At 70.5% G+C, this 13,964-nt stretch carries 12 protein-coding genes and 1 rRNA gene; 11 read left to right on the top strand and 2 right to left on the bottom strand.

What is annotated here, in order from left to right:
- Nucleotides 1-71 precede the first annotated feature (71 nt).
- Nucleotides 72-1,343 (top strand): serine hydrolase domain-containing protein, encoded by a 1,272-nt coding sequence (locus tag HHX31_RS20695; protein WP_311932135.1) that lies wholly within the window; start codon nt 72-74, stop codon nt 1,341-1,343.
- Here the strand turns inward: HHX31_RS20695 and HHX31_RS20690 are convergent.
- Together HHX31_RS20690 and HHX31_RS20685 are read right to left on the bottom strand one after the other, a co-directional pair.
- Nucleotides 1,226-1,600 carry a nuclear transport factor 2 family protein gene (locus HHX31_RS20690; RefSeq protein ID WP_169949977.1) on the bottom strand — a complete coding sequence of 125 codons (375 nt, stop codon included), beginning with the start codon at nt 1,598-1,600 and terminating at the stop codon, nt 1,226-1,228. The genes HHX31_RS20695 and HHX31_RS20690 overlap by 118 nt on opposite strands.
- 87 nt (nt 1,601-1,687) lie before the next feature.
- Nucleotides 1,688-3,343 (bottom strand): class I adenylate-forming enzyme family protein, encoded by a 1,656-nt coding sequence (locus HHX31_RS20685; RefSeq protein WP_169949976.1) that lies wholly within the window; start codon nt 3,341-3,343, stop codon nt 1,688-1,690.
- A 192-nt stretch (nt 3,344-3,535) separates the two neighbouring features.
- On the opposite strand from HHX31_RS20685, the gene argC reads away from it, so the two are divergent.
- The 10 genes from argC to HHX31_RS20635 form a co-directional block, all read left to right on the top strand.
- The gene (gene argC / locus HHX31_RS20680) at nt 3,536-4,558 is read left to right on the top strand and encodes an N-acetyl-gamma-glutamyl-phosphate reductase (RefSeq protein ID WP_169949975.1); all 1,023 of its coding nucleotides are present in this window, start codon (nt 3,536-3,538) and stop codon (nt 4,556-4,558) included.
- Nucleotides 4,559-4,661: 103 nt separating this feature from the next.
- Nucleotides 4,662-5,816, top strand: coding sequence for a bifunctional glutamate N-acetyltransferase/amino-acid acetyltransferase ArgJ (gene argJ, locus HHX31_RS20675; protein WP_169949974.1), 1,155 nt, complete (start codon nt 4,662-4,664; stop codon nt 5,814-5,816).
- Nucleotides 5,813-6,739 (top strand): acetylglutamate kinase, encoded by a 927-nt coding sequence (argB, locus tag HHX31_RS20670; RefSeq protein WP_169949973.1) that lies wholly within the window; start codon nt 5,813-5,815, stop codon nt 6,737-6,739. The genes argJ and argB overlap by 4 nt, the downstream gene beginning before the upstream one ends.
- The gene (locus tag HHX31_RS20665) at nt 6,736-7,926 is read left to right on the top strand and encodes an acetylornithine transaminase (protein WP_169949972.1); all 1,191 of its coding nucleotides are present in this window, start codon (nt 6,736-6,738) and stop codon (nt 7,924-7,926) included. Before argB ends, HHX31_RS20665 begins: the two co-directional genes overlap by 4 nt.
- The gene (gene argF / locus HHX31_RS20660) at nt 7,919-8,911 is read left to right on the top strand and encodes an ornithine carbamoyltransferase (RefSeq protein WP_169949971.1); all 993 of its coding nucleotides are present in this window, start codon (nt 7,919-7,921) and stop codon (nt 8,909-8,911) included. The genes HHX31_RS20665 and argF overlap by 8 nt, the downstream gene beginning before the upstream one ends.
- Nucleotides 8,908-9,492, top strand: a complete 585-nt coding sequence (locus tag HHX31_RS20655) for an arginine repressor (RefSeq protein ID WP_169949970.1) — start codon at nt 8,908-8,910, stop codon at nt 9,490-9,492. The genes argF and HHX31_RS20655 overlap by 4 nt, the downstream gene beginning before the upstream one ends.
- Before the next feature lie 245 nt (nt 9,493-9,737).
- Nucleotides 9,738-11,150 (top strand): argininosuccinate lyase, encoded by a 1,413-nt coding sequence (gene argH / locus HHX31_RS20650; protein WP_169950183.1) that lies wholly within the window; start codon nt 9,738-9,740, stop codon nt 11,148-11,150.
- Complete coding sequence (locus HHX31_RS20645; RefSeq protein WP_169949969.1) at nt 11,132-11,815, top strand: DNA-3-methyladenine glycosylase; 684 nt, start codon at nt 11,132-11,134, stop codon at nt 11,813-11,815. Before argH ends, HHX31_RS20645 begins: the two co-directional genes overlap by 19 nt.
- Before the next feature lie 132 nt (nt 11,816-11,947).
- Complete coding sequence (tyrS, locus tag HHX31_RS20640) at nt 11,948-13,213, top strand: tyrosine--tRNA ligase (RefSeq protein WP_169949968.1); 1,266 nt, start codon at nt 11,948-11,950, stop codon at nt 13,211-13,213.
- 666 nt (nt 13,214-13,879) lie between these two features.
- Nucleotides 13,880-13,964: ribosomal RNA gene (locus tag HHX31_RS20635) — 16S ribosomal RNA — on the top strand; the annotation flags it as partial.

The following is a 13,964-nucleotide window of genomic DNA, read 5'->3' as shown; positions in this document are numbered from 1 at the left end:
CGCCCGGCTCGTCGGAGGGGGTCGGCATGAGCGTCACCCGGTGTCGGACGATCACACTTCGCTTCCTGACCGTGTCGGCTCTCGTCCTGGGCGTGGCGACCACGCCCGCCGCGCCAGGGACGGCCGACCCCGTACGGCGGCCGCGTGACGCGGAGGCGGCGCTGGGCGCCGTGCTCGACCGGGCGGTCAGCGAGGGGTCTCCCGGCGCGCTGGCCCAGGTGTCCCGTGCGGGCCGCATCACCACGGTCACGCGCGGCGTGGCCGACACCGGAACCCGGCGCGAACCCCGGGCGGACATGCGGTTCCGGATCGGCAGCACGACCAAGACGTTCGTCGCCACGGTCGTCCTGCAACTGGTCGCGGAGGGCCGTCTCCGCCTGGACGACAGGCTCGAACGGTGGCTGCCGGGGCTGGTCACGGGCAACGGCAATGACGGACGGGCCATCACCGTCCGGATGCTGCTCAACCACACCAGCGGGCTGTTCAACTACACGAAGGACCACCATGTGCCGGACGCGCTCGAACGCGATCCGCTCACGACCTTCACGCCGCGCCGGCTGGTGGGGTACGCGCTCGGCCACCCTCCGGTGTTCCCGCCCGGGACGTCCTGGCAGTATTCGAACACCAACTACATCCTGCTCGGGATGATCATCGAGCGGGTGACCGGGCACGCGTACCCCATGGAGGTCGCCACACGGGTCCTGCGCCCGCTGGGACTGCGGGCCACCTACTTTCCCGGCACCTCGCCGGACGTCCGCCCTCCCTTCGTCCACGGGTACAGCAAGGACGGGCTCTCGCGCTTCAACCCGTCCTGGGCCGGGGCCGCCGGTGAGATGATCTCCACCGTCGGCGACCTGAACCGGTTCGACGCGGCGCTGCTCTCCGGTCGCCTGCTGCCGGCCGCCCTGCTGCGGGAGATGCTCACCCCGACGCCGAAATCCGACGTCTTCCACGGGCCGGGCCCGTACCGGTACGGGCTGGGCGTCATGATGGTCACCCTGCCCTGCGGCGTCACCGTGTACGGGCACGGTGGCACGATCTTCGGTTCGCTCACCTGGATGGCCGGCACCCGCGACGGCCGCCACACGCTGTCCTTCGACCTGAACGGCGACAAGGTGAACCAGGCGGAGCTCACCACGGCCGCGAACGCGGCGGAGTTCTGCCCGGCGGCCACGGTCCCGTCGCAGCCGCAGGCTACGAGGGGTACCGCGCTCCGGGTGATCGATCAGGCGGGGACCTTGTCGAGGAAGCCGTACACGCTGCGGATCCGGCCGTCCTCGCCGAGCGCCACCACGTCGAAGCCGATCACGACCGGCTCGGCCGACTCGGCGGGGCTTTCCTGACCGAGGTGCCAGGTGAAGCGCGCGATGTCGTGGTGGCCGTCCACGGGCCCGGCGAGGGTGAACACGAGCCCGGGGAACATCTCCTGCGCGCCGGCGATCACCGCGGCGATGCCGTCGTGCCCGGTGACGGCGGCCAGCGGGTCGGTGTAGCCGCCGTCCTCGGTCCACAGCTCCGCCACCGCCTTCGCCCTGGCCTCGGGGTCGCGCTCGTTCCAGGCGGCGACGTAACGCTCGGCCAAAGCGGTGTAGTCGGTCATCTTCCACTCCTTAGGGGATGTCTTCCGTGACGACACGTGAAAGGTGTCACGGAGCCCCGAGGAGAGGCGATTACGCGGGAGGTAACCCTAAAGGCCCAGGGTCTCCTTGCGCAGGCTCGTCTTGAGCACCTTGCCGCCGGGGTTGCGCGGCAGTTCGGCCTCCCTGAACCAGAAGCGCACCGGCACCTTGAACGCCGCGATGCGGTCGCGCAGGAACCCCTGGAGCTCCTCGCCGGTGGCGGCCGCGCCCCCCTTGAGCCGTACGACCGCGCCGACCTGCTCGCCCAGCTCGTCGTCCGGGATGCCGATCACCGCCGCGTCGTCCACCGCGGGATGCTCGAACAGGGCGGCCTCGACCTCGGCGCAGTAGACGTTCTCGCCGCCTCTGATGACCATGTCCTTGGCGCGGTCGACGATGTAGACGAAGCCGTCCTCGTCGACGCGGGCCAGGTCCCCGGTGTGCAGCCAGCCGTCCACGAACGTCTCGGCCGTGGCGTCCGGGCGGTTCCAGTAGCCCATGATGACGATCGGCCCCCTGATGCACAGCTCGCCTACCTCGCCGGGCGGCAGTTGCGCGCCGAGCGGGTCGCAGACCTTGACGTCCACCACGGCGAGCGGCAGCCCGATGCTGTCGGGCTTGGCCCGGTAGTCGGCGCCGCTGTTGTAGATGGCGAGCGCGGTCGTCTCCGTCATGCCGTACCCGTTGGCGGGCGTGCGGTTGGGGAGCGACTCGGTGATCCGCTCAAGCAGCTTCGGCGGGGCGGGCGCGCCGCCGTACGAGATGGACCCGAGCGAGGAGATGTCGTGCTTGTCCAGGTCGGGATGGGACAGCAACTGCCAGGCGTTGGTCGGCACGCCGCTCATCACGGTGACCCGCTCGCGCTCGATGAGCTCCAGCGCCCGCTTGGGGTCCCACTTGTACATCAGCACGAGCCCGCCGCCGGTGAACATCGTCGTCATCAGCACGGCGAAGCAGCCGGTGACATGGAAGAGCGGCACGGTGAGCAGGCTGATCCTGCGCTTCTCCGCCGCCGTGGCCACGTCCCTGCCGGCCATGGCGACGGTGCGCATCATCGCGTACGCGACGGTCATCGGCGCCTGACCGAGATTGCGGTGGCTGCCGAGCGCGCCCTTCGACCTGCCGGTGGTGCCGGAGGTGTAGAAGATGGTGGCGGGGTCGTCGGGCCCGATCTCGGCCCGCGGCAGCGTCACGTCGGCCCTGACCTCGCCGAGCACCTCGGCCCAGTTGGCGCCCTCGCCGCGGGTGACGATCATCGGCAGGCCGCTGCCGGCCATCCTGGCGGCGCGCTCGCCGTCGGCGATCACGAGCTTGGCCCCCGAGTCCGCCAGGCCGTACTCCAGTTCCTGCCCGGTCCACCAGGCGTTGAGCGGCACGGCCACCGCGCCGACGGCGAGGACGGCGGAGAACGAGATGATCCATTCCGGGTAGTTGCGCATGGCGACGGCGACGCGGTCGCCCTTGCGCACGCCGTAGTCGTCCACGAGGCGGTTGGCGAGCGTCGCGGCCAGCCGGAAGTGCTCCTCGTACGTGATGCGCTCGTCCTCGTGGACGACGAACACCTTGTCCCCGTGGAACCGGGTGATCTCCAGGAGGGCCCGGAACGTGGCCGGGGCGTGTTTCCACACCCGGATCCTGTGACCGCCGGTCTCTACCTCGTCCATCTCGAAGAGCTGTCCGGGTGCCGTGAGCTGGGCCTGGACCTGTTCGTTGGTGATCGTCATGCTGGACGCACTCCCGGATCCGTTCGTTAACCGGATGTTTCACGATACCGACCGGTAGGTATGGCGGCTAGATGTCCATTCCTCGGAACGCCGCTTGCATGCCCATGCTTTGCGTTGCATACTCTCTACACGAGCAAGAACATGAGGTCTGCTGCATGATCATGCAGTGGTCGTGGAAGATCGGGGGCACGGATGAGGGCGGCGATCGCCGGAGCCAGCGGCTATGCGGGGGGAGAACTGCTCCGCCTGCTGCTCGGCCATCCCGACATCCAGATCGGCGCGCTGACCGCGGCGTCCAGCGCGGGCACCACGCTAGGCGCCCACCAGCCCCACCTGCCGTCGCTGGCCGGCCGGCTGATCGAGCAGACCACCCCTGACGTGCTCGCCGGTCACGATGTCGTCTTCCTCGCCCTCCCGCACGGCCAGTCGGCCGCGGTCGCCGCCGAGCTCGGCGACGGCACGCTCGTCGTCGACTGCGGCGCCGACTTCCGGCTGACCAGCGCGCAGGAGTGGACGGCATTCTACGGCGGAGCCCACGCCGGCACATGGCCCTACGGCCTGCCCGAGCTCCCCGGTCAGCGTGAGGCACTGCGCGGCGCCCGGCGCATCGCCGTCCCTGGCTGCTACCCGACGGCCGCGACGCTGGCACTGTTCCCCGCCTTCGCGGCCGGGCTGGCCGAGCCCGACGTCGTGGTCGTCGCCGCGAGCGGCACCTCCGGGGCGGGCAGGGCGCCCAAGGCCCATCTGCTCGGCAGCGAGGTCATGGGCTCGGTCAGCGCGTACGGCGTGGGCGGGGTGCACCGGCACACACCGGAGATGGAGCAGAACCTGTCGGCCGTCGCCGGACGCCCGGTCCGGGTGTCGTTCACGCCGACTCTCGCGCCGATGAGCCGCGGCATCCTCGCCACCTGTACGGCTCCCGCCGTCGCGGGCGTCACCGCCGCCGCGCTCCGCGAGGCGTACGAGACGGCGGTGAAGGACGAGCCTTTCCTCCACCTGCTGCCCGACGGGGTCTGGCCGGCGACCGCGATGACGGTCGGGGCCAACACGGCGGTCCTGCAGATAGCCCTCGACGAGCGGGCCGGGCGGATCGTCGCCGTCGTCGCCATCGACAACCTCACCAAGGGCACCGCGGGCGGCGCGATCCAGAGCGCCAACCTCGCCCTCGGTCTGCCGGAAGAAGTCGGACTTCCCACCAATGGAGTCGCCCCGTGAGCAAGATCGTTCCTTGGGGGAGCGCAATGAGCGAGCGTAGCGAGCGAATCGGTAAGCAGCGAATCGGTAAGCACAGTGCGATTCGCTCAGGCGAGGGGGTGGCATGAGCGTCACCGCACCGCTGGGCTTCCGCGCAGCCGGAATCGCCGCCGGAATCAAGAGCGGCGGCGCCCGCGACCTGGCCCTGGTCGTCAACGACGGCCCCTCACGCGCGGCGGCGGGCGTCTTCACCCGCAACAGGTTCAAGGCCGCACCGGTCCTGTGGTCGGCCCAGGTCCTCAGCGAAGGCCGGGTCAGGGCCGTCGTCCTCAACTCCGGCGGCGCCAACGCCTGCACAGGCCCGGTGGGTTTCCAGGACACCCACGCCACCGCCGAGAAGGTCGCCGAGGTCCTGGACGACTCCGCGGCCGAGATCGCCGTCTGCTCCACCGGCCTGATCGGGGAGCGGCTGCCGATCGACACGCTGCTCGGCGGCGTGGGGACCGCGGCCGCCCAGCTCAGCCGTGACGGCGGCCTGGCGGCGGCCGACGCCATCAGGACCACCGACTCCGTCAGCAAGATCTCCTTCCGCCGCGGCGAGAACGGCTACATGGTGGGCGGCATGGCCAAGGGCGCGGGCATGCTCGCGCCGGCGCTCGCCACGATGCTGTGCGTGCTCACCACCGACGCCGACCTCAACTCCGCGGAGCTCGACACGGTGCTGCGCCGGGCCACCTCCCTGACCTTCGACCGGCTCGACACCGACGGATGCATGTCGACCAACGACACGGTGCTGCTGCTCGCGAGCGGCGCGTCGGGAGTGCGCCCCGACCTCGCCGAGTTCGAGAAGGTCGTCACCGCCGTCTGCGCGGACCTGGCCCGGCAGCTTCTGGTCGACGCCGAGGGCGCGACCAAGGCCATCGCCATCGAGGTCGTCGGTGCGGCGTCGGAGGAGGACGCGGTGGCGGTGGGCCGTGCGGTGGCCCGGTCGAACCTGCTCAAGTGCGCCATCCACGGGGAGGACCCCAACTGGGGCCGGGTGGTCAGCGCGGTCGGCACCACCGACGCCGTGTTCGACGCCGAGCGGGTCAACGTGGCGGTCAACGGCATCTGGATCTGCCGTGGCGGCGCGGCGGGGGACGACCGTGCGAAGGTCGACCTGCGCCCCCGCGACGTGACCATCACCGTCGACCTGTCCGCGGGCCCGCACACCGCGACCGTGCACACCACCGACCTCACGGCGGAGTACGTGCACGAGAACTCGGCGTACTCGTCATGAGCGTCAGAAGGAACGGAGCGCTGGACAAGGCGCACACACTGGTCGAGGCGCTGCCGTGGCTGGCGCGCTTCCACGGCGCGACCGTCGTCATCAAGTACGGCGGGAACGCGATGACCGAGGAGCACCTGCGGGCCAAGTTCGCGGCCGACGTGGTGTTCCTGCGCTACGCGGGCCTGCGCCCCGTGATCGTGCACGGCGGCGGTCCGCAGATCCAGTCGCACCTCGACCTGCTCGGGATCGACAGCCACTTCGTGTCCGGCCTGCGGGTGACCACGCCGGAGGCGATGCAGGTCGTCCGGATGGTCCTGGTCGGCCAGGTCAACCGCGACGTGGTCGGACTGATCAACGCGCACGGCCCGTTCGCGGTCGGCATGTCGGGGGAGGACGCCCATCTGTTCACCGCCGAGCGCAAGCACGTCGTCGTGGACGGCGTGAAGGTCGACATCGGCCAGGTCGGAGAGATCGTCCGGGTCGAGGCAGGAGCCGTGCGGGCCCTGCTCGACGACGGCCGCATCCCGGTGGTGTCCTCGGTGGCCCGCGGCGATGACGGCGAGATCTACAACGTAAACGCCGACACCGCCGCCGCCGCTCTCGCCGTGGCGCTCCAGGCGTCGAAGCTCATCGTGCTCACCGACGTCGAGGGGCTGTACGCAGACTGGCCCAGCAGTGAGGAGGTCGTCAGCCGCATCGGGGAGTCGGAACTCGCCGCGTTGCTGCCCTCGCTGTCCAGCGGCATGGTGCCCAAGATGGAAGCGTGCCTGGCCGCGGTGCGCGGCGGCGTCCCGCAGGCTCACGTGCTCGACGGGCGGGTGCCGCACGCGCTGCTGCTGGAGGTCTTCACCGACGAGGGCATCGGCACGATGGTCGAGCCCGACGACGGCGTTCCGGCGGCGCCGGACAGGAACGGGGAGGTCGCCAGATGAGCGCCAACGACGAACTGCGCGGACGCTTCGAGGCCGCGTTCATGCGCAACTACGGTGTGCCGCCGCTCGCCATCGCCCGCGGTGAGGGCTGCGCGGTCTGGGACGTCGACGGACGCCGCTACCTCGACCTCATCGGCGGCATCGCGGTGACCTCGCTCGGGCACAACCACCCGGCCCTGGTCGAGGCGGTCTCCCGGCAGGCGGCCACCCTCGCGCACACGTCGAACCTGTTCCTGCACGAGCCCGAGGTGCTGCTCGCGGAGAAGCTGCTCGCCCTGCTCGGCGAGCCCGCGCGGGTCTTCCTCGCCAACTCCGGCACCGAGGCGAACGAGGCAGCGCTCAAGATCGCGATCAAGTACGGCAGGGCGCACGGCCGCGGCCACATGGTGGCGGCGGAGAACGGCTTCCACGGCCGCACGCTCGGCGCGCTGTCGCTGACCGGCAAGCCGTCGATCCGCGACCAGTTCGGGCCGTTCCCGCTCGACGTGCGATTCGTCCCGTACGGCGACGCGGACGCGCTGAAGAACGCGGTGACCGAGGACTGCGCGGCGGTCTTCCTGGAGCCCACCCAGGGCGAGGCCGGGGTCGTTCCGCCGCCCGAGGGCTACTTCCGGGCGGCCAGGGAGATCTGCTCCGCCGCGGGGGCGCTGCTCGTCGCCGACGAGATCCAGTCGGCCATCGGCCGCACGGGCCACTGGTTCGCGCACCAGGCGGACGGGATCGTCCCCGATGTGCTGACGCTGGCCAAGGGCCTCGGCGGGGGGCTGCCGGTCGGCGCCTGCGTGGGCTTCGGCGAGGCCGGGGAGGTCTTCGCCAAGGGCGACCACGGCTCGACCTTCGGCGGCAACCCGATCTCCGCCGCGGCGGCGCTCGCCGTGCTGGACACGATCGAGCGGGACGGCCTGCTCGGCCACGTCGCGACGGTCGGGTCGCTGCTGTCCGAGGGCATCTCCGCCGTGCGGCACCCGTTGCTGAAGGGAGTCAGGGGGAGGGGGCTCTGGCTGGCCATCGTGCTCACCGCGCCCAAGTCCGCGCAGGTGCAGGCGGCGGCGCAGGAGGCGGGTTTCCTGGTCAACGCCCTACAGCCCGACGCGGTCCGGCTCGCGCCGCCGCTTGTGATCACCGAGTCCGACGTACGGACCTTCCTCGACGCGCTGCCCGGCATCCTGGAGACCGCGAATGCCTGACAACGACATCCCGACCCCGGCCGGCGGCCCGAGCCACGGCGGTTACCCGGTGCCGGTGCGGCACTTCCTGCGGGACGACGACCTGTCGCCCGAGGAGCAGGCACAGGTGCTCGACCTGGCCGAGGCGATGAAGAAGGACCGGTTCGGCTACCGGCCGTTCGCGGGCCCCCGCACGGTCGCCGTGCTGTTCGACAAGCCCTCCACCCGCACCCGGGTCTCGTTCACCGTCGGGGTCGCCGAACTGGGCGGCCAGCCCATGATCATGGACCTCGGCACGTCGCAGATGGGACGCGGCGAGCCGATCGAGGACACCGCCCGGGTGCTGTCCCGTCAGGTCGCGGCGATCGTGTGGCGGACGGCGGGCCAGGAGCGCATCGAGGCGATGGCGGCCCATTCGTCGGTGCCCGTGGTGAACGCGCTGACCGACGAGTTCCACCCCTGCCAGATTCTCGCCGACCTGCAGACGATCCGGGAGCACAAGGGCTCACCCCGGGGCCTCACGCTCGCCTACCTCGGAGACGGCGCCAACAACATGGCCCACTCCTACCTGCTGGGCGGAGCCACGGCCGGCATGCACGTCCGGGTCGGGGCGCCGGCGGGCTACCTGCCAGACGCCCTCGTCATGCAGCGGGCGGCCGCTGTCGCGGCGGCGACCGGCGGGTCGGTCACGGTGGTGAGCGACCCGGAGGCCGCGGTGGCCGGGGCGCATGTCGTCGCCACCGACACCTGGATCTCCATGGGTCAGGACGGCAAGGACGAGCGGGTCGCGGCCTTCGCCCCCTACCAGGTGTCCACGACCCTGCTCGGCCTCGCGGACCCGCACGCGATCGTGCTTCACTGTCTTCCGGCCTATCGAGGAATGGAGATCGCCGCGGACGTCATCGATGGGCCGCAGAGCGTCGTGTGGGACCAGGCGGAGAACCGGCTGCATGCCCAGAAGGCGCTGCTGCACTGGCTGGCGACGCGAGGTGCGGAGGGACCGTGACCATCCCGCTCACCAAGGCGGCCCGGCACGCCCGCATAGTGGAGCTGCTGACGAGGCACAAGGTGCGCTCACAGCCCGAGCTGGCCAAGCTCCTGGCCGAGCAGGGGGTCGAGGTCACCCAGGCCACGCTGTCGCGGGATCTCGACGAGCTGGGTGCGCTGAAGCTGCGCGCCGACGACGGCACGCTGGTCTACGCGCTGCCGGGCGAGGGCGGAGGACGGATCCCTCTCTTCCGCACCGGAGCCACGAGCGGGTGGCCGGAGAACCCCGACGCGCGGCTGCGGAGGATCGCGGAGGAGCTTCTGGTGGCGGCCGAGGCGTCGGCCAACCTCGTGATCCTGCGCACGCCCCCGGGAGCGGCGCAGTTCCTCGCCTCGGCCATCGACCACGCGGGCTGGGAATCCATCCTCGGCACGGTGGCCGGCGACGACACGATCCTCGTGATCAGCCGTGATCCCGTGGGTGGGCAGGCGCTGGCGGAGTCCCTGCTCAACCTCGCCACCCGCCGCACGCCCGACGTGAGCAGGCACAAGCTCGACGCCGAGGTGCGGGCCCACGACGGCGAAGATCGAAATCAGTGACGGAAAGGCCCGATCGGCTCGGCATACGCCCTGGTTCCGGTTGCGGGGACCGGGGCGTACGTCGGCTAAGGTCGCGGATTGAGTCCCGCTGAGAATCCGCGTGAAGAATCGCGCCGAGGGCTCATGCGAGAAAGCCCATTCAGGCGCAAGGATCTGTGTACGGCGGCCCGGCGGGAACGGCGCGCGCTCATCTTTCGGCAGGGACCGAATATCGGAGGGAGAAGACGGTGGCGGACAACAAGCCGATGAGGCTCTGGGGTGGCAGGTTCGAGGGGGGACCCGCGGACGCCCTCACGCGCCTGTCGGTGAGCGTGCAGTTCGACTGGCGGCTCGCGCCGTACGATCTGCTCGCCTCGCGCGCGCACGCGCGGGTGCTGCACCGCGCCGGTCTGCTGACGCAGGAGGAGCTCGACCGCATGCTCGGCGCGCTCGACGACCTCGACCGGGCCTGCCGCCAGGGCGAGTTCCGCCCCACCGTGGCCGACGAGGACGTGCACACGGCGCTGGAGCGCGGCCTGCTCGAACGGCTCGGCTCGCTGGGCGGCAAGCTCCGCGCCGGCCGCAGCCGCAACGACCAGGTCGCCACCGACCTGCGCCTCTATCTTCGTGACCACGTCCGCACGATCGTCTCCCGGCTCGTCGAGCTGGAGACGGCGCTGATCAGCCAGGCCGAGGAGAACGCGGACGTCGCCGCCCCGGGCATGACGCATCTGCAGCACGCTCAGCCGGTGTCCTTCGGTCACCAGCTTCTGGCCCACGTCCACGCGCTCACCAGGGACGTGGACCGCCTCCGTGACTGGGACAAGCGCGCCGCCGTCTCGCCGCTCGGCTCGGGTGCGCTGGCCGGGTCATCCCTGCCGCTCGACCCCGCCGCCGTCGCCGCCGAACTCGGGTTCGATGCCCCCGCGCCCAACTCCATGGACGCGGTCGCCGACCGTGACTTCGCGGCGGAGTTCCTGTTCTGTGCCGCGCTGATCGGCGTGCACATCTCCCGGCTCGGCGAGGAGATCGTGCTGTGGGCATCCCAGGAGTTCCGGTGGATCGAGGTGGACGACGCCTACTCCACCGGCTCGTCGATCATGCCCCAGAAGAAGAACCCGGACGTCGCCGAGCTGGCCAGGGGCAAGAGCGGCCGGCTGATCGGTTCGCTCATGACGCTGCTGACGACGCTCAAGGGCCTGCCGCTCACCTACAACCGCGACCTGCAGGAGGACAAGGAGCCGGTGTTCGACGCGGTCGACACCCTGCTCCTGGTGCTGCCCGCGGTGTCCGGCATGGTCTCCACGATGCGGGTGAACACCACCAAGCTGGAGTCCAGCGCGCCGGACGGTTTCGCCCTGGCGACCGACCTCGCCGAGCTCCTGGTCCGCCGCGGAGTTCCGTTCCGTGACGCGCACGAGGCCGTAGGCCACCTCGTGGTGTGGTGCCAGGTGAACGACAAGGACCTCGGCGAGCTCACCGACGACGAGCTGGCCAAGGTGTCCCCGCACTTCGCCGTCGACGCCTCCGGGGCGAGCGTGCGCGACGTGCTGAACGTGCACGGAGCGCTGGCCGCCCGCAGCGCCTTCGGCGGCACCGCGCCCGACCGGGTCCGCGACCAGATCGCGAACCTCCGGGAGGTCGTGGACGGTCAGGCCGCATGGGCGAACGAGAGCTGATCGAGGACGTCGCGGGCGCTCCGCTCGGCCGCGACTTCTTCGACCGCCCCTCCGACGTGGTCGCCCCCGACCTGCTCGGCCGCGTGGTCGTGCACGGGTCGGTGGCGGTGCGGCTGAGCGAGGTCGAAGCGTACGGGGGGCCGGGGCAGGACCCGGCCTCCCACACCTACCGGGGACGCACGCCGCGCAACGCGGTCATGTTCGGGCCGCCCGGACACCTCTACGTCTACTTCACCTACGGCATGCACTACTGCGCCAACCTCGTCTGCATGCCCGCGGGCACGGGCTCGGCCGTCCTGTTACGTGCCGGTGAGGTGATCGCGGGCGTGCACAGCGCGCGCGTACGCCGCATGCCCCACGCCGACGGCCCGGCCATGGAAGGGCTGGCGCGGCGGGTCCCGGACCGCGACCTCGCGCGCGGGCCGGCCCGCCTCGCGGTGGCACTCGGCCTGGTGCGGGAGCACAACGGAACCGACTGCTGCTCCGGCGACCAGATCCGGGTGCACGAGGGCAGGCCCGCGCCCTCGGAGCAGCTCAGGACAGGCCCCCGCACCGGGGTGTCGGCCGGCGCGGACACGCCCTGGCGGTTCTGGATCGACGGCGACCCCACCGTCTCGCCGTACCGGGCGCACGTTCCCCGGCGGCGGGGCCGCACCACGAGCTGACGCGCCGGATCGAAGTGGCGATAAGGTTTCGTGATCAGGCAGGCTTGTACGGAAGCCCGTACGTCCACCATTCGATAACCGAAAGCCACGACCGTGACCGCAACTTCAGGCAACCTCGGGCCGACGTCGGAGATGGCTGACATCATCGACGAGCTCGAGTGGCGCGACGTGATCGCGCAGACCACCGACATCGACGGGCTGCGCAAGGCGCTGGCCGACGGTCCGATCACCGTGTACGCGGGCTTCGACCCGACCGCACCTTCGTTGCACGTGGGCAACCTCGCCACGCTGCTGATCCTGACCCGCTTCCAGCGGGCGGGGCACCGGCCCATCGGCCTGGTCGGCGGTGCCACCGGCCTGATCGGCGACCCGAGCGGCCGCAGCACCGAGCGGGCGCTGAACTCCAGCGACATCGTCGCGGAGTGGGTGGCGCGCATCCGGGTGCAGGTCGAGAGGTTCCTGTCCTTCGATGAGGGGCCGACCGCGGCGACGCTGGTCAGCAACCTCGACTGGACGGCGGAGTTGTCGGCCATCGACTTCCTCAGGGACGTCGGGAAACACTTCCCCGTCAACCGGATGCTGGCCAGGGAGTCGGTCTCGGCACGGCTGGGTGGTGAAGGGCTCAGCTACACGGAGTTCAGCTACCAGATCCTGCAGGCCAACGACTACCTGGAGCTGCACCGGCGGCACGGCTGCACCCTGCAGCTCGGCGGCAGCGATCAGTGGGGCAACATCACCGCCGGAGTCGATCTGATCCGCCGGGTGGAGGGCGCGCACGTCCACGCCCTCACCGGCAAACTGATCACCAAGGCCGACGGCACGAAGTTCGGCAAGACGGCCGGCGGCGCGGTCTGGCTCGACCCCGCCCTGACCTCGCCGTACGCGTTCTACCAGTACTGGCTGAACGCCGACGACCGCGACGTGGTGCGCTTCCTCAAGGTCTTCACCTTCCGCACCCGGGAGGAGATCGACGAACTGGAGAAGGCGGTCGCGGAGAGGCCGGCGGCTCGTGAGGCGCAACGCGCACTCGCCGAGGACCTGACGACCCTGGTGCACGGCTCGGACGAGCTGGCTCGGGTGATCGCCGCCTCGCGCGCGTTGTTCGGGCAGGGATCACTGACCGAGCTTGATGCCCGGACCCTGGAGTCCGCCCTCGCCGAGGTGCCCAAGGCCGTCGTGCCGGCTCTGGGCGCGTCGTACGTCGAGCTGCTCGCGGAAAGCGGGCTGGTGGAGTCGAAGTCCGCGGCGCGGCGTGCCGTCAAGGAGGGCGGCGCCTACCTGAACAACACGAAGATCACCGACGAGGAGTACGTGCCCTCGGCGGACGACCTGCTGCACGGCCGGTTCCTCGTGCTGCGCAGAGGCAAGAAGACCGTGGGCGGCGTCGAGATCGCCTGACCCCGACCCGACGGACAGCCGCCCCGGTCTCGGATCGGGGCGGCTGTTTCGTGGTCAAGAGATGCTGTGACGGGGGTAACAATCCTGTGGCCTTCCTCGGCGCAGACGCCGGAAGTTCCCGTCTGGCCTGGGGTTTCGGCCATCTCGCCGTGATTTGACGGCCAGAGCCATGTTGCCTAATGTTTTCTTCGCCCCCGGGGGAGCAGGACGCCGCAAGGCGGCCCGGACCCCGACGGGCAAGCCACTCTGACAACCATCCAGGCGAGATGCTCGCATCGAGTCCGGATCGTTCGTGGTGCGGCCAGGCCGAAGGGTTTGACGCGAAGCGGGCGAGGGTTTAAGCTGGAGTGGTTGCCCCGGAAGGGGTGGTCGCTCTAACAAGAGCATCGGCTGAGATCGCATGGCCCTCCAGGTCTGCGGTGCGGCGATTGACTCAGAGTTGGCCGAACGGAAGTCATCGCCCTGGATCTCAGGACCCGTCGCGGGGTTCTGGGTGATGGTGGTCGCGTCCGTTTCTTGAGAACTCAACAGTGTGCTAAAAGCCAGTGCATGAATCATGCATGACCCCGTCATATCGGTGGTTTTGATCATCGGTGACGGATTCCTTTGAACGGCACCTGCCCTTTTGCTGGGGGGTGCCTGCCGGAGTGATTTCTTTTCAAGCATTGTTTGGAGAGTTTGATCCTGGCTCAGGACGAACGCTGGCGGCGTGCTTAACACATGCAAGTCGAGCGGAAAGGCCCTTCGGGGT

Origin of the sequence: Microbispora sp. H11081, from assembly GCF_012999535.1 — a bacterium.
In the GTDB taxonomy this organism is placed as follows: Bacteria; Actinomycetota; Actinomycetes; order Streptosporangiales; family Streptosporangiaceae; genus Microbispora.
The sequence above is the reverse complement of the archived record's forward strand: the minus strand, read 5'-3'. Positions and strand labels throughout refer to the sequence as shown.